Source organism: Xanthomonas sp. 3498, assembly GCF_014199795.1.
Classification (GTDB): domain Bacteria; phylum Pseudomonadota; class Gammaproteobacteria; order Xanthomonadales; family Xanthomonadaceae; genus Xanthomonas_A; species Xanthomonas_A rydalmerensis.
Window position 1 is genome coordinate 113,965 of the sequence record NZ_JACHOH010000008.1, and the last position, 19,092, is coordinate 133,056.

At 65.8% G+C, this 19,092-nt stretch carries 22 protein-coding genes; 6 read left to right on the forward strand and 16 right to left on the reverse strand.

Annotated elements, in window-relative coordinates:
- Positions 1-160 precede the first annotated feature (160 nt).
- A complete protein-coding gene (locus tag GGR66_RS19335; RefSeq protein ID WP_184449976.1) occupies positions 161-628 on the reverse strand; it encodes a metallophosphoesterase family protein in 468 nt (155 codons plus the stop codon).
- 375 nt (positions 629-1,003) lie between these two features.
- Here GGR66_RS19335 and GGR66_RS19340 point away from each other — a divergent pair, with 375 nt between their 5' ends.
- Positions 1,004-2,311 (forward strand): MFS transporter, encoded by a 1,308-nt coding sequence (locus GGR66_RS19340; RefSeq protein ID WP_184449977.1) that lies wholly within the window; start codon positions 1,004-1,006, stop codon positions 2,309-2,311.
- A gap of 88 nt (positions 2,312-2,399) precedes the next feature.
- On the opposite strand, the gene acpA is transcribed toward GGR66_RS19340, so the two are convergent.
- The 15 genes from acpA to ilvD all read right to left on the reverse strand — a co-directional run bounded on the left by acpA (position 2,400) and on the right by ilvD (position 14,151).
- A complete protein-coding gene (acpA, locus tag GGR66_RS19345; protein WP_184449978.1) occupies positions 2,400-4,112 on the reverse strand; it encodes an acid phosphatase in 1,713 nt (570 codons plus the stop codon).
- Positions 4,113-4,276: 164 nt separating this feature from the next.
- Complete coding sequence (locus tag GGR66_RS19350; protein ID WP_184449979.1) at positions 4,277-4,567, reverse strand: hypothetical protein; 291 nt, start codon at positions 4,565-4,567, stop codon at positions 4,277-4,279.
- A 34-nt stretch (positions 4,568-4,601) separates the two neighbouring features.
- The gene (locus GGR66_RS19355) at positions 4,602-5,597 is read right to left on the reverse strand and encodes an AI-2E family transporter (RefSeq protein ID WP_184450108.1); all 996 of its coding nucleotides are present in this window, start codon (positions 5,595-5,597) and stop codon (positions 4,602-4,604) included.
- 260 nt (positions 5,598-5,857) lie between these two features.
- Positions 5,858-6,247: a VOC family protein gene (locus GGR66_RS19360; RefSeq protein ID WP_184449980.1), complete on the reverse strand. Its 390-nt coding sequence runs from the start codon at positions 6,245-6,247 to the stop codon at positions 5,858-5,860.
- On the reverse strand, positions 6,244-6,582 hold the full coding sequence (locus GGR66_RS19365; RefSeq protein WP_184449981.1) for a hypothetical protein: 339 nt from the start codon (positions 6,580-6,582) through the stop codon (positions 6,244-6,246). Before GGR66_RS19365 ends, GGR66_RS19360 begins: the two co-directional genes overlap by 4 nt.
- Positions 6,583-6,610: 28 nt before the next feature.
- On the reverse strand, positions 6,611-6,922 hold the full coding sequence (locus GGR66_RS19370) for a hypothetical protein (RefSeq protein ID WP_326521086.1): 312 nt from the start codon (positions 6,920-6,922) through the stop codon (positions 6,611-6,613).
- Complete coding sequence (locus GGR66_RS21310) at positions 6,919-7,215, reverse strand: DUF2695 domain-containing protein (RefSeq protein ID WP_255421800.1); 297 nt, start codon at positions 7,213-7,215, stop codon at positions 6,919-6,921. Before GGR66_RS21310 ends, GGR66_RS19370 begins: the two co-directional genes overlap by 4 nt.
- Before the next feature lie 69 nt (positions 7,216-7,284).
- Entirely contained in the window at positions 7,285-7,629 is a 345-nt protein-coding gene (locus GGR66_RS19380) for a hypothetical protein (protein ID WP_255421801.1), read from the reverse strand.
- A 31-nt stretch (positions 7,630-7,660) separates the two neighbouring features.
- Positions 7,661-8,131 carry a DUF1161 domain-containing protein gene (locus tag GGR66_RS21315; protein ID WP_255421809.1) on the reverse strand — a complete coding sequence of 157 codons (471 nt, stop codon included), beginning with the start codon at positions 8,129-8,131 and terminating at the stop codon, positions 7,661-7,663.
- Positions 8,132-8,136: 5 nt separating this feature from the next.
- Complete coding sequence (locus tag GGR66_RS19390) at positions 8,137-8,673, reverse strand: hypothetical protein (RefSeq protein WP_255421802.1); 537 nt, start codon at positions 8,671-8,673, stop codon at positions 8,137-8,139.
- Between the two features lie 86 nt (positions 8,674-8,759).
- Positions 8,760-9,299, reverse strand: a complete 540-nt coding sequence (locus GGR66_RS19395) for a transglycosylase domain-containing protein (RefSeq protein WP_184449982.1) — start codon at positions 9,297-9,299, stop codon at positions 8,760-8,762.
- A 56-nt stretch (positions 9,300-9,355) separates the two neighbouring features.
- On the reverse strand, positions 9,356-9,730 hold the full coding sequence (locus GGR66_RS19400) for a hypothetical protein (RefSeq protein ID WP_184449985.1): 375 nt from the start codon (positions 9,728-9,730) through the stop codon (positions 9,356-9,358).
- Between the two features lie 66 nt (positions 9,731-9,796).
- Complete coding sequence (locus tag GGR66_RS19405) at positions 9,797-10,081, reverse strand: hypothetical protein (RefSeq protein ID WP_184449987.1); 285 nt, start codon at positions 10,079-10,081, stop codon at positions 9,797-9,799.
- Between the two features lie 119 nt (positions 10,082-10,200).
- Positions 10,201-10,605 carry a hypothetical protein gene (locus GGR66_RS19410; protein WP_184449990.1) on the reverse strand — a complete coding sequence of 135 codons (405 nt, stop codon included), beginning with the start codon at positions 10,603-10,605 and terminating at the stop codon, positions 10,201-10,203.
- Between the two features lie 1,707 nt (positions 10,606-12,312).
- Positions 12,313-14,151 (reverse strand): dihydroxy-acid dehydratase, encoded by a 1,839-nt coding sequence (gene ilvD / locus GGR66_RS19415; protein WP_184449992.1) that lies wholly within the window; start codon positions 14,149-14,151, stop codon positions 12,313-12,315.
- Positions 14,152-14,484: 333 nt separating this feature from the next.
- On the opposite strand from ilvD, the gene GGR66_RS19420 reads away from it, so the two are divergent.
- From GGR66_RS19420 to GGR66_RS19440, 5 genes are all read left to right on the forward strand, one after another.
- Complete coding sequence (locus GGR66_RS19420) at positions 14,485-15,756, forward strand: cellulase family glycosylhydrolase (protein ID WP_184450119.1); 1,272 nt, start codon at positions 14,485-14,487, stop codon at positions 15,754-15,756.
- Between the two features lie 102 nt (positions 15,757-15,858).
- Positions 15,859-16,413 carry a DUF1190 domain-containing protein gene (locus tag GGR66_RS19425; protein ID WP_184449995.1) on the forward strand — a complete coding sequence of 185 codons (555 nt, stop codon included), beginning with the start codon at positions 15,859-15,861 and terminating at the stop codon, positions 16,411-16,413.
- Between the two features lie 34 nt (positions 16,414-16,447).
- Entirely contained in the window at positions 16,448-17,629 is a 1,182-nt protein-coding gene (locus tag GGR66_RS19430; RefSeq protein ID WP_184449997.1) for a glutathionylspermidine synthase family protein, read from the forward strand.
- A gap of 67 nt (positions 17,630-17,696) precedes the next feature.
- Positions 17,697-18,296: a hypothetical protein gene (locus GGR66_RS19435; RefSeq protein ID WP_184450121.1), complete on the forward strand. Its 600-nt coding sequence runs from the start codon at positions 17,697-17,699 to the stop codon at positions 18,294-18,296.
- A gap of 229 nt (positions 18,297-18,525) precedes the next feature.
- The gene (locus GGR66_RS19440) at positions 18,526-18,804 is read left to right on the forward strand and encodes a hypothetical protein (protein WP_184449999.1); all 279 of its coding nucleotides are present in this window, start codon (positions 18,526-18,528) and stop codon (positions 18,802-18,804) included.
- Positions 18,805-19,092 lie beyond the last annotated feature (288 nt).

Sequence of the window (19,092 nt, forward strand, 5' to 3'; positions counted from 1 at the left end):
CGCGCTCGGGGACTAGCCGCGGTCGCGTCCTGCGGTCGTCGCGGTGACGGCGGCGGCGTCCTTCTCGCGGCCCCGGCACTGAACAGCGAAGAACACGCGCGTTCGCCGCCTGCCGCCGCACGCCGCGTGTCCCTGCGTCGCGGCGCCGGACCCGCCCGTACTAGCCCAGGGTTTGCAACTCGCCGCGCGGGCCGGCTGATGTCAGATACAGGTGGCCGAGGCTGATCGGCAGGCGAAAGCGGCGCGGTCCGGCGCTGCCGGGATTGAGGTAGAGCACGCCGTCGCGGGTCTGCAGCGACGGCATGTGCGAGTGGCCGCTGATCACCACGTCCACGCCGTCGGCGACGTGTCCCAGCGTCTTCAGGTCGTGGCGCACGTGCAGGCGCACGCCGTCGATGTCCAGGTCCAGGGTTTCGGGTAGCGCCTGCGCCCACGGCGCGGTATCGATGTTGCCGCGGATCGCGTGCAGTGGCGCCAGTTCCCGCAGCGCTTCCAGCACGGCGGGCTTGCCGACGTCGCCGGCATGCACGATCGCGGCGCAGCCGCGCAAGGCCGCCAGCGCCTCGGGACGCAGCAGGCCATGGGTGTCGGCGATCACGCCGAGATGCAGCGGTCGAACGGGACGCATCGGTGGCGCTTCCTGGTGCGTGACCAGTGTCCAGCCTACGCATTCGGACGTGGTGGCGCCGTCGCGACCGCCGTGTAGGTGCCACGGTCCATGGAGCGAGTCGCGCCAGCGCAGCGAGCGTGGACGCGCAGGGTTCGCACGCCGGCATCGGTGCGTCGGCGTGCAGCGGTAAGCGCGGCAGTGCCCCCGCGATTGGCAGCCACCGGCCCTGCCGGGACCGCGCCATCGCGCTCGAGCATTAACCTGCACGGAGCGGCGCGCGCGCCGAGTGCGGCGGACGCACACGGCGTGTTGTACCGTTGCCATCCGCGTTCAGCCCTCGATGTCGCGCGACCGCGCAGGGCGTTGCCTTTCTTCTCCAGCAGACTTCGACCGATGACCTCTTCCGCTACGCCCCCTGCCGCCGCCGATGCCGCGCCGCACGGCGCCGCCGCCGTGTTCCGCGTGGTCACCGGCAACTTCCTCGAGATGTACGACTTCATGGTCTATGGCTTCTATGCCACGGCCATCGGCCATGCCTTCTTTCCCTCGCACAACGCGTTCGCCTCGCTGATGCTGTCGCTGGCCACCTTCGGCGCCGGCTTCCTGATGCGGCCGATCGGCGCGCTGGTGCTGGGCGGCTACATCGACCGGCACGGGCGTCGCAAGGGGCTGATCCTGACCCTGGGGCTGATGTCGGCCGGCGTGCTGCTGATCGCCTTCGTCCCCGGCTACGGCACCATCGGCGTGCTGGCGCCGGTGCTGGTGCTGATTGGCCGCCTGCTGCAGGGCTTCTCCGCCGGTGCCGAACTGGGTGGCGTGTCGGTGTACCTGGCCGAAATCGCCACGCCGGGACGGCGCGGTTTCTACGTGGCCTGGCAGTCGGCCAGCCAGCAGGTAGCGGTGGTGTTCGCCGCCGCGCTCGGCGTGGCCCTGCATGCATTGCTGTCCGACAGCGTGATGGACAGCTGGGGCTGGCGCGTGCCGTTCGCCATCGGCAGCCTGATCGTGCCGCTGATCTTCCTGATCCGCCGCTCGCTGCAGGAAACCCCGGAGTTCGCCGCGCGCCAGGCGCCGGACCTGGCCGGCATCGCGCGCTCGCTGCGCGCCAATGTCGGGCTGATCCTGGCCGGCGTGGGCATGGTGATGATGACCACCGTGTCGTTCTACCTGATCACCGCCTACATGCCGACCTACGGCCGCGCCGAACTGCATCTGAGCGAACTGGACAGCCTGGTGGTGACCGGCTGCATCGGCCTGTCCAATTTCGTGTGGCTGCCGGTGATGGGCGCGCTGAGCGACCGCATCGGTCGCAAACCGCTGCTGGTGGTCGCCAGCGTGGCCATGCTGCTGACGGTGTGGCCGGCGCTGCAGTGGCTGGTCGACGCACCCTCGTTCGGGCGGCTGCTGCTGGTCGGCGAGTGGCTGTCGCTGCTGTACGGCGCCTACAACGGCGCGATGGTGGTGGCGCTGACCGAGGTGATGCCGGCGGAGGTGCGCACCACCGGTTTCTCGCTGGCCTACAGCCTGGCCACCGCGACGATGGGTGGCTTCACCCCGGCGGTGTCCACCTGGCTGATCCACGCCACCCACAGCCGCGCCGCGCCGGCGCTGTGGCTGTCATTGGCGGCGCTGATCGGCCTGGCCTGCACCTTGCTGCTGTTCCGTCGCCAGCGCGGCGCCGACACGTTCCACGCCACCTGAGCGCGGTACTGCGTGGAGGAGGGCAGGGCGGCGGCAGTCTTGCCGCGCTCTGCCTGGCAACGCGCCCCGGTATGCGTCCGGCGCCGGTCTAGCTCAGATCCAGTGCGGCAGTCAGATCGCCCGGCACCACGCCGCTGGCGGCGTGCATGGCGCGTTCGCGTTCGACCAGGCCCGGCAACGGCTCCAGGCCGAAGCGGCGGGTGATGAAGCGCAGGATCGAGCCGGTGTCGTAGACGCTGTGGTCGACATGGCCGCGCTTGGCGTGCGGCGACACCACCAGCGCCGGGATACGCGAGCCCGGGCCCCAGCGGTCGGCCTTGGGCGGCGCCACGTGATCCCACCAGCCGCCGTTCTCGTCGAAGGTGATGAACACGACGGTCTTGTCCCACAGCGGGCTGTTGCGCAGCGCGTCCACCACCATCGCGATGTGGCGATCGCCGGCGGCCACGTCGGAATAGCCGGCGTGCATGTTGAGGTTGCCCTGCGGCTTGTAGAACGTCACCGGCGGCAGCGTGCCGGCCTGCACGTCGGCGAGGAAGCGGTTCTCCGGGGCGCTGTCGCCCAGGCCGCCGTCGCGCAGGTGCCGCGCCCGTGCCGGCGTGCCCGGGGCGAGGTTGGCGAAGTAGTTGAACGGCTGGTGGTGGATCTGGAAGTTGGGGCTGGTCGGGAACTCGCTGGTGTCGCCGGTGTCGCCCTTGCCCTGCACCGCCAGCGCCCAGCCGCCGGCGTACCAGGCCCAGTCCACGCCCTTGGCGTCGAGCGCGTCGCCGATGTGGCGGTGGGTCTGCGGCGGCAGCGTGTTGGGGCTGTTGGGGTCGGCGTAGTCCGGGCGCGCCGGGTCCTGGCTGGTGCTGGGCTGGAACGGCGGGCTCAGCGTGTTGATCGCCCAGAAGTCCGGGGTCAGCGCGCCGTTGCGCACGAAGCGCGGCCGGCCGTTGAGCGCGCTGCCCGGCGAATCGTCCTGCACCGCCAGGCGGATCTCGTCGGGACGGTCGCTGGCCAGCACGCTGATCTGCGTCCGCCCCGGGCTGCTGTCGGCCTTGGGATAGTACGGCGCCTGCGCGGCGACCAAGTACTGATGGTTGAGGAACGAGCCGCCGAACGCGCCCATGAAGAAGTTGTCGCACAGCGTGTAGTCGCGGGCCAGGCTCCACAGCCGCAGCGTGGCCGGCGCATCGGCGTAGTGGCCCATCACCAGGCCGCCGGCGTCGCTCCACGCGGCGAAGCCGTCGTTGCGGCCGCCGTTGATCTGCATCTGGTTCTCGTAGAAGCGATGCACCAGGTCGCGGGTCACGATGCCGTGCGGCAGCAGTTGGCCATCGGGCGTGCGCAGCGCGAACGGCGCATTGGGCAGCGGCCCGATCGCGTCCTCGCCGATCTTGTAGCGGCGGTGCGCCACCACCTGTTCGTCCGGTGCCAGCCCGCCCCAGATCGGCGGCAGGATGTCGAGCACGCTGCCGTCGCGGTCCACCTGCCGCGCCTGCGCCGGCGTCACCTTGGACAGCGGCTGTTGCAGCCCGGGGAACTCGGGGAACAGGTTGTTGAAGCTGCGGTTCTCGGCGTAGATCACCACCACGTGTTCGATCTTCTGCCGCAGTTGCCGATCCAGTTCCGTCGGCGACAGCGCACGCGCTGGCGCGCGCTTGGCGGTCTCGGCGTGGGCCTCGGCGGGACCGCCGATCGCGAGCGCGCTGCCTGCCAACGCCAGGCCACCGAGCAGGCGGCGGCGTTGCGGGTTTTCGGGGGTGGTGTCGGTGTCGGCGGGCGTGGTGGACGCAGGATCCTGGGGCGGCTTCTTCACGGGGTCATCGGAGACGAGGGAAAGGCACCCGCCAGTGTGGGCCGCGTGAATGACAAGTCAAAGCCAGCCCGTCCCAGTGCCGGGCCGGCGTTCAGCGGCCGTATCGCAGACCTCCCTACCGGGGTTCTGGATGCTGCTGCGAGAGGCCGTGTCCGCGGCCGCTCTCAGCGGCACGCTCGCATGCTGCCGAATACCTGCTCGCACAGCGCCACATAGATGCCCGAGCCGTCGCGCGCTGCCGCGCCGCTGGCGATGGCGCCACTCAGCGCCGGGCCGAGCCGCGCCTCGCCCAGACGCGCGGCCAGCTCGGTCAATTGCGCCTGGAACCGGTGCTGCATGTCGGCGATCTGCTGGGCATCGTGCCCGAGCCAGGCGTAACCCTTGTCGTTGTACGCGGCGGCACCGTGCAAGGTGTCGGCCAGGTCGCGCTGCGGGTCCTGCGGAGCGGTGGGCATCGTGGGTTGGGGGAGAGATATGCGGCAGCGCCGGTCAGGCGGGCTTCCCGGCATCTTCGGCGCCCTCGGCATCGCCCAGCGCATGCTGCACGTACAGGCGCTTGACCAGCACGTAGACCACCACGGTGAGCGGTGCCGCCAGCACCACGCCCATCGGCCCGAACAGCACGCCGATGCCGAACAGCGAGAACAGCAGCAGCGCCGGCGGCAGGTCCACCGCACGTGCCTGGATCAGCGGCTGCAGTACATGACCTTCGAGTTGCTGCAGCACCACGAACAGCAGCAGCGCGCCCAGCGCCACCTGCGGGCTGACGGTGAAACCCAGCAGGATCGCCGGGACCGCGGCCACGATCGGGCCGACGATGGGGATGAAGTCCAGCAGCGCGGTCAACAGGCCGATGCCCAGCGCCACCGGCACGCCCAGCAGCCACAGGCCGATGCCGGTCAGGGTGCCGATCACCGCCATCGCCAGCAACTGCCCGGTCAACCACGCACGCAGCGCCTGGCCGCTGGCGGTCAGCGCCTCGTCGGCGACGCCGCGGCGGTCGCGCGGCAGCAGGTGCAGCAGGCCCTGCCGATACAGCTTCGGTTGCGCGGCCAGGTACAGCCCGCCGACCATCATCAGCACCGCGTCGGTGACGCCGCCGCCGGCCGACAGCACGATGGCGCCGGCGTGCGTGGCCAGGGTCGAGGCGCCGTCGCGCAACTGATCGGGGATGCGCTCGATCTGCGGCCCCAGCGGGCCGGACTGCAGCCAGGCATGGAACTTGTTCCAGGCCGCGGGCAAGGTGGCGCGGAAGGTATCGATCTGCGCGGCGACCTCGGCACCGAACAGCAATACGATCGCCGACAACGCCAGCACCAGCACCAGGATCACCAGCGCCAGCGCCGCCCACTCCGGCAGCGGCAACCACTTGCGCAACAGCGTGGCCAACCCGTGCAGCAGCACGCCCACCACCACCGCACCGAACACGATCAGCAGCAGCTCCGACAACTGCCAGGCCAGCAGCGCCAGCGCGCCCAGCGCCATGACGACCAGGACCCGCGCCGCGAAGGGACGCAGGGGCGAGGGGGAACTCGGGAGGGAGGCATTCATCGGCGGCGCGGATCCCGATCAGGACAATGAGCGCGGACAGTAGTGATAGCGCAGTGCAGGGCGAGCGAAGATCGAGTGCCGGCCGTCGGCCGCACCCACCCACCGGTCGGCGGCCATGGGCGATGCCGGCGGGCGCCAGCATGTGGGGAGGCTTCGACGCGCGTTGGTCGGGCGCCCAGCGGTAACTGCCAGCGCTACTGCCCTGCGGGCGGCTGCCAGAGCTCCACCTTGTTGCCTTCCGGGTCGATGACCCAGGCGAATGCGCCGTATTCGGATTCGTCGATGCGCTCCAGCACGTGGCAGCCTTCCTCGCGCAGCGCCGCGACCAGGGCGTGCAGATCGTGCACCCGGTAATTGATCATGAAGGGGGCCGTGCCGGGCGAGAAGTGCGGCTCCTGTGCCGCCGCGCCGATCGACCAGACGGTGGAGCCGGTCACCGGCGCGCCGCTGTCGTCGTTCCAGGCGAAGGCGGTGCCGCCCCAGGCCTGCACGTCGATGCCGAGATGCCGCTGATACCAGGCCTGCAGTGCGGCCGGATCCTGTGCCTTGAAGAAGATGCCGCCAATCCCGGTGACGCGCTTCATGGAGCCTCCGCTGGTCCGATGGTAGGCTGGCCGGGCAGTGGCTCGTAACCGTCGCCGCGGCCGCTCAGCCAGCGCAGTCTACGCTTGCCGGCCTCGCCCAGGTACGCCGCGGCGGCCAGCAGCAGCGGATGCCGCAGGTCCGCATCCGTCATCGTCCGCGCATGTCCGTCGACTTCGATGTTCAGGAAATGCGCCTGGTCCGCCTCGTCGTCGTAGCTGCGCGCCAGCAGCCGGTCGCGGCCGTCGCTGAAGCGATAGAGGGTGTAGGCGTAGTAGTAGCCGTCTTCGTCGTCGGGCTCGCTGGCGTCTACGTGGTGGCTGATGTCGACGTGCATGTGGGCTCTGTGTGGACCGCCGTGTTCGTCAGGCCGTACTCGACACCACGTGGCCTGTCCCGGCGTTGCCGTTCGCCCAGACCGTGAAATCAGTGCCTGCCGGGAAACATGCAATTGCCTCAGACATCAACAACTGTACCGCTGCCCGGAACGTATCGCCGGGCGACGGGCTGCCGGTGAAGGTGAGGCGGGCGGACCATTGTTGCTGATCGATGCAGAGAATGGCGCACCACTGGCCGGGGACGAGCGCAATCGCCTTGCTTCCTGGCCGCGCAGGATGCAGATGCAGGTCGGCCAGGAAGTGATACGGCAGGCCTGCATCAGGCATATGTCCGGTCACGACTTGCCCCAGCGCTCCTCGACATTGAACAGCACCTCGCAATCGCAGAAGCCGCCGTGCGCACCGAGCCAGGGGATGACCGACTCCGGCGCGACACCGTGGGACGCGAGGAACTGCGTGGTGAGCCGCAAGGAATGATCGCAGCCATCGGCGAGCGCGTCGTTCAAGTGATCGAACAAGGCCCAGAGTGTTTCCTTGGGAAGGGGAAGCGCGGCCTCTTCAGATGTGCGCTGCTCGGACTCCACCTTCCTGCGGAGCGCTTTGCGACCTTGGGCTTTCGGGTCTTCTGTCATTGTCGCTGTCGCTGGAAGAAAACAATGCTGCGGCGGAAGTAGCGGGGAAGTACGGCGCGCGCCGGACGATCAGTTGTCCTTGATCCAGGCCTTGATCGCCAGGTTGACCCGCTGGCGGGTCTCGGCATCCGCCTTGCGAACCAGATACGGCGACCGATTGCCCAATACCCCCGGCGCGGTCGACTGCACGCGCTCGGCGAGCTGCGCGATGAAATCACGTCCAAGGGCGCGGAACTGCGCAATTTCCTGGGCAGTCAGTGCCATGGTCCACTCGTAACCGACGGGGCCATGGCTGCAGTTGACGTCGAGCAGCAGCGTGTCGCCGTCGCGCAGGAGGAACCAGGCATGAGGCGCGTGATCCACTACCTGCATGGCACGTTCCTTCGACGCGCGAGGACAATGCTTCGCGTCCATGTTGCATGCATGACGTAACAGCTCCTGTCGCTTACGTCGACGGCTTGTTCTTGCTGTACACGATCTTCTTGCGTCCTGCCTCGCAACTGCCAATGACCTTGCGATCCTTGACATCGGCGTTGTCGACGGCGTCCAGCGTGTAGTTCTTGACGCCGTGGGCATCGAGCTTCGCGGTGAGCTCTGCCTTCAACTCATCGCAGTTCTTGCCGGCAAGCGCCGGCGACGATACGAGGGCAAGCAACAGGAAGGCGATTGCGTATTTCATGATGGGGCCGATGGTTGAGGAAAGGGATCTTTCGGAGTCAGCAAAAAGAGGTGCCGGATTGACGGTGAAACCGAACACTTGCCTGCAGAGAGCGCTAAGTGAGACCTGCATGTATGCGTCGAGTGTAGCAACTTGCCGATTGCGGCAATCGCCACGGGCCGTCGCACTCTTCTTGCGGTCCGCCATGCCAGACGCGGCAGGCGACGTGCTGACGAGGGTGCGCGAGCCGTACTGCATCGCGTTCAAGGGTCGGCCCAGACGCCCGAGTCGTACATCAGCCGCATGGTGTAGTTGAGCTGCAGGGTCTGGTTAGGGCCGCAGGCGATCTGCTTGATCTTGTCCGACGCTCCAGGTCCGGAGACGGAGATGGACGAGGCGGATCGGAGTGGATCGAACAGGCTGTACCGGTAGCCGCCGTTGCTGAACTCAATCGACGCATTGCCGTTCAGGAACGAGGTGTAGGTGAAAAGCCCAGTCGGCGGCTTCTTGTCGGCGGGATACTGCATCACCAGTTTGCCACCGTCCGACGCCCTGTACTGCAGGTAGCCCGAGGTCCGGTTGACCACCTTCGAGGAACATAGAGAGAACACGCGTTTGCGCGTTTGGCACGTCCACAAGGTGAGTTCTTCCTTGGTGCAGAGCGGGCTGTGTTGGTACTCGCTCTCGGACTCCTTCAGTGTCGATTGGGTGATGGATGGCACCGGCTCAGACGCCGGTGCTGCGAGCGGCAGACTCGCCAAGGTCGCTGTCATTGCGATGCACGCTAGGGTCTTCTTCATTCTAGTGCCAATCCTGTTGGGGAGGATCGTGTCAGAGAGATTTCTGTGCGGGTACCGATGGTGTCGCCTTTGACACGAATGTAAGGCTAATGCGGATGATGGCTCCTCACCAGGAGCGTCCGAGCGTGTTTTTCCAGCCTGTCGCGGTCTCTCAAGTAGATCGTAGGGGCATGGGTGATCGCAACGGTCGCCGCAGCCTGCATTGGTGAGAGCTGGCTGAGCGGCTTGCCGAACTCCCGATGGGAAAAGCTGCTCAGTCCATGATCTTGGCCGTTGTAAGAAAGGGTGGCGTAAATGCCGTACATTTGCGACTTGTCGAAATGCATTGGCAACAGCAGGCTCCAAAGCGCGTTGCGCACGCGCGACTGACGTTGCGCAAAATCCGGGTAGACGAGGGACGTCACCAGGCGAGCCGCATGCGGGGAGGGCGACCCCACATTCGCATCAATCAGCCTGCGGATCGCTTCGGGAGGAGAGGCATCTTCTGGACTGGCCTGGGCGAGCAGATCACGAATTCGGGCCAGATGTGGGCGGACAGCGAGTGCATCGTAAGCGACCAATGCGACAAGCGTTGCCAGGAGGAGCAGTGCCGTTCCTCTTCCAACGAATTTGATGATCTTGACCATGAGCGTCAGCCAGCCCTCGGGTGACTTTGGCAGGTGAAGTCGTGCGCTGCAGGCGACTACAGCATCCGGTGTTGATCGGCCGCGTGCCGAAACACCCAGCCGACGAGCAAGCCGAGGCCTGTGGAAGCGAGTAGCTGCAGCCATTCCAAAGCGAAAAACATGGCCGGTTCATCAGTCATGTCTGGCGGCAATAGCGCTGCGACCACATCCGCGAAGACGGCGTACATGGCCAGGATGAGGCAGGCATGCGCGAGGCGGTGTTGCGCCACCCGTCGCGTCATATGTGCGAACAGCGCGGCGCAGAGCAGGAACGAGAGGAGGTTCCAGGCATTGATCCATCCAAGAGGGTCAAAGAACCCGCTGGCAATGCCAGTGCCGCACTGGATAAGGAACAGTAGCGCGGTGTAGGCAAGGATCGCTTTCCAGTTCATGGGGCATCTGCGAGGTGCGTGGTGGACGTGGAGTTCAACGACTGTCCGCCGCAGCGCGCTGGACGATCACTCGTATATTTTTCCTAGGTACAGAAAGACTGCTAGATCTGTCCAGCTTGGCTCAGATGTATTGCCCCAGTCATCTTGCGCCTCAGCTCCCGCCAGTGCGCAATCGAGAAAGGAAGAGATTGCTCCGTTCTGCCAGCCATTAGCTCCGCCCAATTGGTGCCGCTTGGGGTCAGCCCTTTCAAGCTGCTCAGCATTCTCACGATCAGTGATTAGTGCATGAACAAAGCGGACAAAGCTTTCTCTGTCTTTTACCGAGTCTGGATCAAGTGGATCGTTTTTCATATGAAGAGCCTTATGCCTGAATTAAGCCAAGCCCCGAAGCGGTCTAGCTCGAATGATTGTTAGACACCAGTGGTGCGCAGAGTGCTGGCTGGCAAGAAACTATCTAGGATGTTAGCCCGTCACAGCCAACGGTGCGGTAAACTTTGCATCAACTGTTCGGAGTTCTTTTCCGGTGCTGAACCAGGCCCGGCGTCCAAACCCGATGGGTCCGAGCCAAGCAGATCCTCAAAGAGCATGGCCGCGTCATCTGGTTTGATCCCTGGATCAGCCATTTTATAGAGCGTGTCGAACACGGCCTCATAAGATGCCATGCGATAGAGGAGGGACAGGTCGCGCCTCGATGCTCCCAAAGAAATCAGCCGTTCCAGGGCTGGCCCGGCGTCCCCGAATGGACCGTCAGGCTGCTTCCGCGATGCGTCAATTGCATTGTCGATCCAGAATTCCTGCATCGGCGAATTGATGATGTCACTCCACAGTAGACCTAGGAACTCTTCGCGGCTCGGGCGCTCTTCAGAATCATCCATGTTGTAGTGGTCTCGTATGCCTGTGATTGAGTTTTGTATCTAACACCTGAGTTAATCCCCTCCGCGAAGTGGCGTCGGATTGAATGAATTTTTAGGTGCCAAGATCGGCCCTCCTGCCACGCCGACCTAAGAACACCCGGAGAATAAGCAGAGCGGCAAAGCTTATGACGGCACCCTGTTCCAGTGGCGTTGGAGTGACACCAGGTTGCGGCCAGAAGGTAAGTCTAATGGCCAGGACGGCAAAGCATGCAAAAGCCAGCAGAAGCAGCCACTTTGCGATACGAGCCGAGAACGGAGCCGCGATAGCTGGCGCTGCGACAAGCAGGAACCCGATGCCACTGATCACTAATCCTGTCTGCCCCTGGTTGACATTGCCGGACGCAGCAATCGCTAGCAGTAGTGCGCCTATGGATGCGGCGCCGCCGCCGCCAATGATTGCAAGTAGATTTATAAATATTCGATGGCGCATCGCTGCCTCCTAACGCAAGTTAAACCGCGCCGCGAAACGGCTTCGGCTTGAGCGAGTTGTTAGATGGCTGGCCTTTGACTCTGCAAAACCACTCGCCGAATCCAAGATCCGGCTGGTCTACTCGATAGCAGTCACCTCTCAAAAGCACACTGCGAACGATGGTTTTTCCTCCGAGGCACTCCTTGACGAGCAGCGAGTTGCCACGCTTGAGGATCACCTCAGATGGTTCCCAACTTATCGAACTCAGATCATCGTCTGGGAAGTATGCACGCGAGCTGCTCTCTCGCGTTTCCACAGTAAGTCGTCCAAAGAAATTGTCACTGAAGAACCTGCGTTGTTTATCGGATAGCTTGTCGCTACGCGACATCTCGTCAAGCGTAAGGTCAGCATTCGACCGCCAATCTCCGCAAAGATCACATGGGCTATTTGCACAACCACCTAGTGCCAAGAAACTGGTGACAATTGCGAGCATTTTCATCTTGGCGCTTAAACAGCGACGCGAGCGACGTCGGCTTGAATGAATTATAGGGCTCAGCTGCATACGATAGCAGGCGAGAAACATTGCGATGAAATGTCTGCTTACCATTGGGCACTGGTTGCTCTGGTGAGGTGAAGTCCATGTAGTGATGGTAGACCTGACAATTGCGATCGATCGCGGCCTGTGTCGCAGTAGTATGCGAACCAGTCTTTATCAAAGGCTTTCCGGTGCCAAAGGGGTACGTATGATCTGAACTCCGCAACCGCAGCCTGGATGTCTGGAAAAACAGATTCTAAGTGTTTATGAATTTTGTCCGGCCAGTTGCTCGCAACCGGATAAAGACCGGAAAATTTGGTCAGTAGTGTGCTGCGAAACTTGACCGACGCCGCTCTTGCGGCATTGCGTCGATGGACGTGCAATGAGATCAAAGTACTGAAGAGCGCTAGAAGCACGACGATCGCTTGTTGTGGATCAACGGGCATGTTCGTGTGAGCCATAACTATTTGGCCGCCTAAAAGCGGTGATGCATCAAGTATCCACCAACGCCAGGGGTCTGCAAAGCGGGGAATTCCTAATCTTCATCAATGACTTGCCGGACGGTGGCCGCGGCTCTGGGCGTCGGTGCTGGTGATGCCAGCATCAAGAAAAGCGACCCAACGGTGGTCGTTTGTGGTCGCGCGTCGGGACTGAAGTCCCTCCCACAGTGCAGTGCGGGGACGCCCCTGAAGACCGTGGAGTTCCACGGTCTTCAGGCAATACCTCACCCATCCAACATCGCCTTGTTCCGCACCGCACCCTTGTCGGCGCTGGTCGCCAGCAGCGCGTACGCCTTCAGTGCGGTGGTGACCTTGCGCGGGCGATGTTCCACCGGCTTCCAGCCTTGCGCGTCCTGCGCAGCGCGGCGGGCGGCCAGTTCGGCATCGTCGACCAGCAGGTTGATGCTGCGATTGGGGATGTCGATCAGGATCTTGTCGCCGTCGCGGACCAGGCCGATGGCGCCACCAGCGGCGGCCTCGGGCGAGGCGTGGCCGATCGACAGGCCGGAGGTGCCGCCGGAGAAGCGGCCGTCGGTGAGCAGGGCGCACTGCTTGCCCAGGCCCTTGGACTTCAGGTACGAGGTGGGGTACAGCATTTCCTGCATGCCCGGGCCGCCCTTGGGGCCTTCGTAGCGGATCACCACGACGTCGCCGGCCTTCACTTCGTCGGCGAGGATGCCCTTGACCGCGGCGTCCTGGCTTTCGAACACCTTGGCGTTGCCCTCGAACACGTGGATGGATTCGTCCACGCCCGCGGTCTTCACCACGCAGCCGTCCACGGCGATGTTGCCGTACAGCACCGCCAGGCCGCCTTCCTGCGAGTAGGCGTGGGCGACGTCGCGGATGCAGCCGGTGGCGCGGTCGGCGTCCAGGCTTGGCCAGCGTGTGGCCTGGCTGAAGGCGACCTGGGTGGGAATGCCGGCCGGCCCGGCCTGGTAGAAGGTCTGCACCGCGGGGTCTTCGCTCTGGGTGATGTCCCACTGCGCGATGGCGTCGGCCAGGCTGCGGCTGTGCACGGTGGCCTGGTCGGTATGCAGCAGGCCGCCGCGCGCCAGTTCGCCGAGGATGGCGACGATGCCGCCGGCGCGGTGCACGTCCTCGATGTGGTACTTCTGCGTGTTCGGCGCCACCTTGCACAGCTGCGGCACGCGCTTGGACAGGCGGTCGATGTCGCGCAGGGTGAACGGCACTTCGGCCTCCTGCGCGGCGGCGAGCAGGTGCAGGATGGTGTTGGTGGAACCGCCCATCGCGATGTCCAGGGTCATCGCATTCTCGAACGCTTCGAAGGTGGCGATGCCGCGCGGCAGCGCGCGCGGGTCTTCGGCGCCGTACCAGCGGTGGCACAGTTCCACTGCGGTGCGGCCGGCCTTCAGGAACAGTTGCTCGCGGTCGGCGTGGGTGGCGACCACGGTGCCGTTGCCGGGCAGGGCCAGGCCCAGCGCTTCGGTCAGGCAGTTCATCGAGTTGGCGGTGAACATGCCCGAGCACGAGCCGCAGGTGGGGCAGGCGCTGCGTTCGAACGCGGCCACCTTCTCGTCGGAGGCGGTGGGATCGGCGGCGATCACCATCGCGTCGATCAGGTCCAGGTTGTGGTCGGCGAGCTTGGTCTTGCCGGCTTCCATCGGCCCGCCGGAGACGAACACGGTGGGGATGTTGAGGCGCAGCGCGGCCATCAGCATGCCGGGGGTGATCTTGTCGCAGTTGGAGATGCACACCAGCGCGTCGGCGCAGTGCGCGTTGACCATGTACTCCACCGAGTCGGCGATGATCTCGCGGCTGGGCAGCGAGTACAGCATGCCGTCGTGGCCCATGGCGATGCCGTCGTCCACGGCGATGGTGTCGAATTCCTTGGCCACGCCGCCGACGCGCTCGATCTCGCGCGCGACCAGTTGCCCGAGATCCTTCAGGTGTACATGGCCGGGCACGAACTGGGTGAAGGAGTTGGCGATGGCGATGATCGGCTTGTGGAAGTCGGCGTCCTGCATGCCGGTGGCGCGCCACAGCGCGCGGGCGCCGGCCATGTTGCGGCCGTGGGTCGAGGTCTTGGAGCGATAGTCGGGCATGGGAGCAACGAACGAGCGGGCGGGGAGGCTGGCGATGGTGGCGCGATCGGATCGTTGCTGCTGCAACCGTCCTGGCGCCCACCGGTGGGCCGACCACGTTAGCACGCACGCTGGCGCCGCCATACGCCGGCCAGGAGTGCGAAGCGGGTCGCAGATCCGCCTGCCTGCGCTTGGCAGACTGCGGAAGCCGGTGCGTCAGGGGGCGTAGGCCCGGCTCGCCCATCATGACCACAGGAGGTGTCCATGCTCCGGCATGTGCGTTCGTCGTCTTCCGCTGTTTCCTCCCCCACTCCGTCCCTCGCCTCCACCCCGGCCGATCCGGGCCGCCGCAGCGTGTTGCGCGCCGGTGTCGGCATCGCCGCCGGTGCCGCGCTGTGGGGCCTCGGCGGCCAGGCCCGCGCCGCGGGCACGCTGCCGTTCGCCGGTCTCAACCTGTCCGGGCTGGCGTCCAACAATTTCGTGGACAACGCCGTCATCGACCGGCACTACCGTGACATCCGCGACCAGCACATCGCCGCCGCCGGCGCCTGCCCGCTGTTCCGCCTGCCCACCACCGCCGCACGCTTCAGCACCGGCCAGGGCATGCCGCTCAACGCCACGTATTGCGACCAGGTCGAGCAGGTGCTGAATCGGCTCGCGCAGCGCGGCAAGGTGGCGATCCTGGAATTGCACGACTACATGCGCCTGCCGATCAAGGTCGCGAGCAAGTCCGGTTACCGGCGCGATAGTTCCGGCCAGTTGGTAGGGCCCGATGGGCGCGCGGTCACCGATCCCGCCGACCAGACGGTGTGGGACGGCACCTACCGCAAGGGCAATTTCCTGTACCTGGGCTATTTCGATCCTGCCGACAGCCTGCTCAAGCTCTACGAGTATCGGGTGATCGGCACGCCGGGCTGCACGCTGTACAACGCCGCCGGCCTCCCGGACCTGTGGAGCCGCATCGTGCAGCGCTTCCGCTCGCATCCGGCGATCTTCGGCTGGGGCCTGATGAACGAGCCCTACCAGGGACCGGAGCTCAACGCCGACGGCAGCAAGCTGGTGATGGCCGACCACTGGCTGCGCACCGCCACCGCCACCGCCGCGCGCATCTTCGATTTCGACCGGTCGCATTACGTGTTCGTCTGCGGCAACGAATACGCTAGCGCCCGCCGGTGGAAAGAGGTGTCCAACAACCTGGACACGATCCCCGATCCGTACGATCGCATCGTCTACGAGGCCCACAATTACCTTGATAACGAGGGCCGCGGAGGCGGTGCCTGGGCCAATCCCAATGAATCCGTTGCGCCGGACACCGGCATCGAGATGGTCACGCCCTTCATCGACTGGCTGGCACATAGGGGCAAGCGCGGCTTCCTCGGCGAGCACGGCTATCCGGCGGGCAACGCCAGTGCGGAATTGGCGACCAAGCGCATGCTCGCGCACCTGCAGGCCAACAACATCCCCAGCACGCAATGGTGCTTCGGTCCCGGTTGGCCCGACAACGACGTGCTGGGCATGAGTCGCGACGTCGGCATGGATATCCAGGTGAAGTCCAATATCGCCGCGGTGCAGCCATATTTCGACGCGCGCCTGTCCAGCTACGTGCCGCCGCCGCCGACGAGCTGACGCGTCGCGACCGCGTCCGCCGTGGCGTCCAACCGCCGGTCGCGGGTTTCCGCGGCCGGCGGAACCGGGCATCATCGCGGCTGGACTCAGGAAGACGTTGCCATGAAAAGGTCGAAGACGACCGCATTGTTGCTGATGAGCGCCGCGCCGCTGCTGTTTACCGCCTGCGGGCGCGAGCCGGAAGCCAAGGCCCAGGAAGGCCTGTACACCTCGGTGGATGCCTGCGTGGCGCAAACCCACGACATCGCCACCTGCCGCGAGGCCTTCGCGCAGGCGCAGAAGCAGGCAGCCGAGCAGGGGCCCAAGTACGCCAGCCGCGAGCAGTGCGCGCAGGACTATTCGCAAGATCGCTGCGTGGAGCAGCGCGACAGCCACGGCCATTCCTTCATCGGGCCGATGATGACGGGCTTCTTCCTGTCGCAGATGCTCAACAACAACCGCGCCGCCGGGTTCAATGCTGCGCCGGCCTATCAGGACCGGCAGAACCAGTGGCAGCGGCCGGCGTCCTATTCCGGCGGTGCCGGTGCGGCCGCGGCCGGCAGCAGCCTGCGCGGCAACCAGACCATGACCCATATCGGCGCCACACCGAACCGGGCGGTTACCGTCAGCCGCGGCGGCTTCGGCGAATCCGGCGGTGGGCGCGGCTTCGGCAGCTGAGCACGGCTTTTTTCCTCTTCGCACGAGACCCCGCATGAAACGCATCGCGATCGTCGAGCGCGGCGACTGGCGCGCCCAGGCCGCGGAGTACGGTTTCCGCTTCCACACCATCGATGGCCAGCGCTATTGGGACGAACGTGCCTACTACGCGTTCAGCCTGCGCCAGATCGAGCGCGACCTGGAAGATCCCAGCGCCGAACTGCATGCGATGGCGATGGGTCTGCTCGACGACATCGTCGCCAGCGAGGCGCTGATGCAGCGGCTGGCGATCCCGCCAGCGTTCCGCGACTGGATCGCCGACAGCTGGCGGCGCCGCGAACCGCATCTGTACGGGCGCCTGGACCTGGCCTACGACGGCCGCGGCCCGGCCAAGCTGTACGAACTGAACTACGACACGCCGACGTCGCTGTTCGAATCGGCGTTCTTCCAGTGGCAATGGCTGGAGGACCAGCGCGCGCAGGGCCGCTTGCCGGACGACGCCGACCAGTTCAACTCCATCCACGAGGCCTTGCTGGAGCGCTTCGCCGCGCTCGCCGGCTGGCTGCCGCCGCCGCTGTACTTCGCCGCGGTGCGCGATTCGGAAGAGGATCAAGGCACGGTCGCCTACCTGCGCGACTGCGCCGCGCAGGCCGGCGTCGCTGGCGAAATGATCGCGATCGAGGACATCGGCCTGTCCAGCGACGGCCGCTACACCGATCTGGACGACACGGTGATCGGCGCGCTGTTCAAGCTGTATCCGCTGGAGGACATGTTCGCCGAGCGCTTCGGCCAGGCGCTGCCGGGATCGGGCCTGCACCTGCTGGAGCCGCCGTGGAAGGCGCTGCTCAGCAACAAGGGCATCCTCCCGCTGCTGTGGGAGCGCCATCGCGGCCATCCCAACCTGTTGCCGGCCGCGTTCGACGATGGCAGCGCGTTGCCGCCGGGTTGGGTGCGCAAGCCGCTGCATTCGCGCGAGGGCGCCAACATCGTGCTGCACCTGGATGACGGGCGTGTGCTGGAGAGCGATGGCCCCTATGCCGGGCCTTACATCCGCCAACAGGCGCATCCGTTGCCAGCGTTCGAGGGCCGCTACCCGATGGTCGGCAGCTGGATCGTCGGCGACCGCGCCTGCGGCATCGGCATCCGCGAGGACGATGGCCCGATCACCCGCGACAGCGCGCGGTTCCTGCCACACGCCATCGTCGAGGACGCGCAGCCGGGTGTGCTGTATGCCTGAGTCTGTGTCGCGCGCCGACGCGGTGTCGCCTGGCGCGCCGCGTCGGCATCGCAACGACGGCACGCCTTTGGCCGCCTATGCGGAACAGGTGGCGGTGCGCTGCCATCGCTGCGGTGCGCCGGGCTGGGTGCTGGCGCAATGGGAGCCTCACCGCTGGCAGGCGCGATTCCGTTGCGGCCAGTGCGCTGCGGGGCTGGACAGCGACGCCGACGATTGGGTGGGCGCGGTGCAGCTGGAAGGTCATCGCGCTTGCGGCCATTGTGGGCACAAGTGGGTGCGGGTGCGTGCGACGTCGACCGGTGCAACCGCAGCGCCCGCGACCTTGCCCGGGCGTTGTGCGCATTGCGGGAAAAGCAGCGCGGTGGCGGTCACCACGTATCGCGTGCGCGATGGATCGCCCTGCGATCCGCATTTCGGCATGCCGCTGGCGCTGGTTGCGCCGACCCGCGCCGGGGTGCTGTGGGCCTACAACCCGCGCCATCTGCAGGAGTTGCAAGACTACGTGGCGGCGACGCTGCGCGAACGCCGCGGCCTGTTCGGTCGCTCGATGGTGGCGCGGTTGCCGGCGTGGATGAAGCTGGCGCGGCACCGGCCGCTGATGCTGCGGACGTTGCAGCGCCTGCAGCAGGCCTGCGCGCAGTTGCCGCCGCTGCCTGCGGCAAAGTGAGCGGTGGCGGAATGTCGGATGCTGTAGCTGTCGCCGCGCGAGCGCAGGGTGTGGACGTGATCGACTCGACGCGCTTGACGCGCGTTGCGTAAGCGACGATGCGGTGTTGGCTGGGATGCTGGACTGCCGGAGGGGACGCAGCCAGCGTCAGCACGCCGAGGCGCGAAGCACGGCTGACGTGCCCGGCGTTGCGCATCGGCAGAAACGATGCGCCAGTGGGGCACTGGCCATGACCAATCAGACCAAGGACGCCGTCGTCCTGCAGATCGCCGACGTGGTCGGCCCGTTGCTCAAGCCCCAGGGCTTCGTGCGCCGGCGGCATCGGTTCGAAGCGGCCGATGGCGGCAGCAACATCCGTGGTTATGAGATTTGTCTTTCCAGGAGCAAGGCGCATCTTGCGTTGCACCTGCGATTGACGCTGCTGGAACGCAGGTACGAAGAGGTGTTGTCCAAGAGCAGATCGAAGAACGAAGTGGCCTTGTTCTTCAAGCATCTGACCATGCACTGACGCGCGTGCAGCGCAGCCCGGCATGCGCGTTTCTGGCATGTTGCGGTTGCTGCGCGTTGCCGCCATGGGAGCGGCTTCGGCCGCGACGCACGATGGCGTGAACGTCGGTCGTCTTCGGACGCTGTCGGGACTGAAGGGTGTCTCTAATAACGCGCGTTGCCGCGGCGCAGCCGGACACGTCGTTATCCTCGTAGGAGCGGCTTCAGCCGCGACGGGCATTCCCGGTAGAGCTTGTCGCGGCTGAAGCCGCTCCTACAACGGGACTCTGTGGTTATTCGAGGTCCCCTG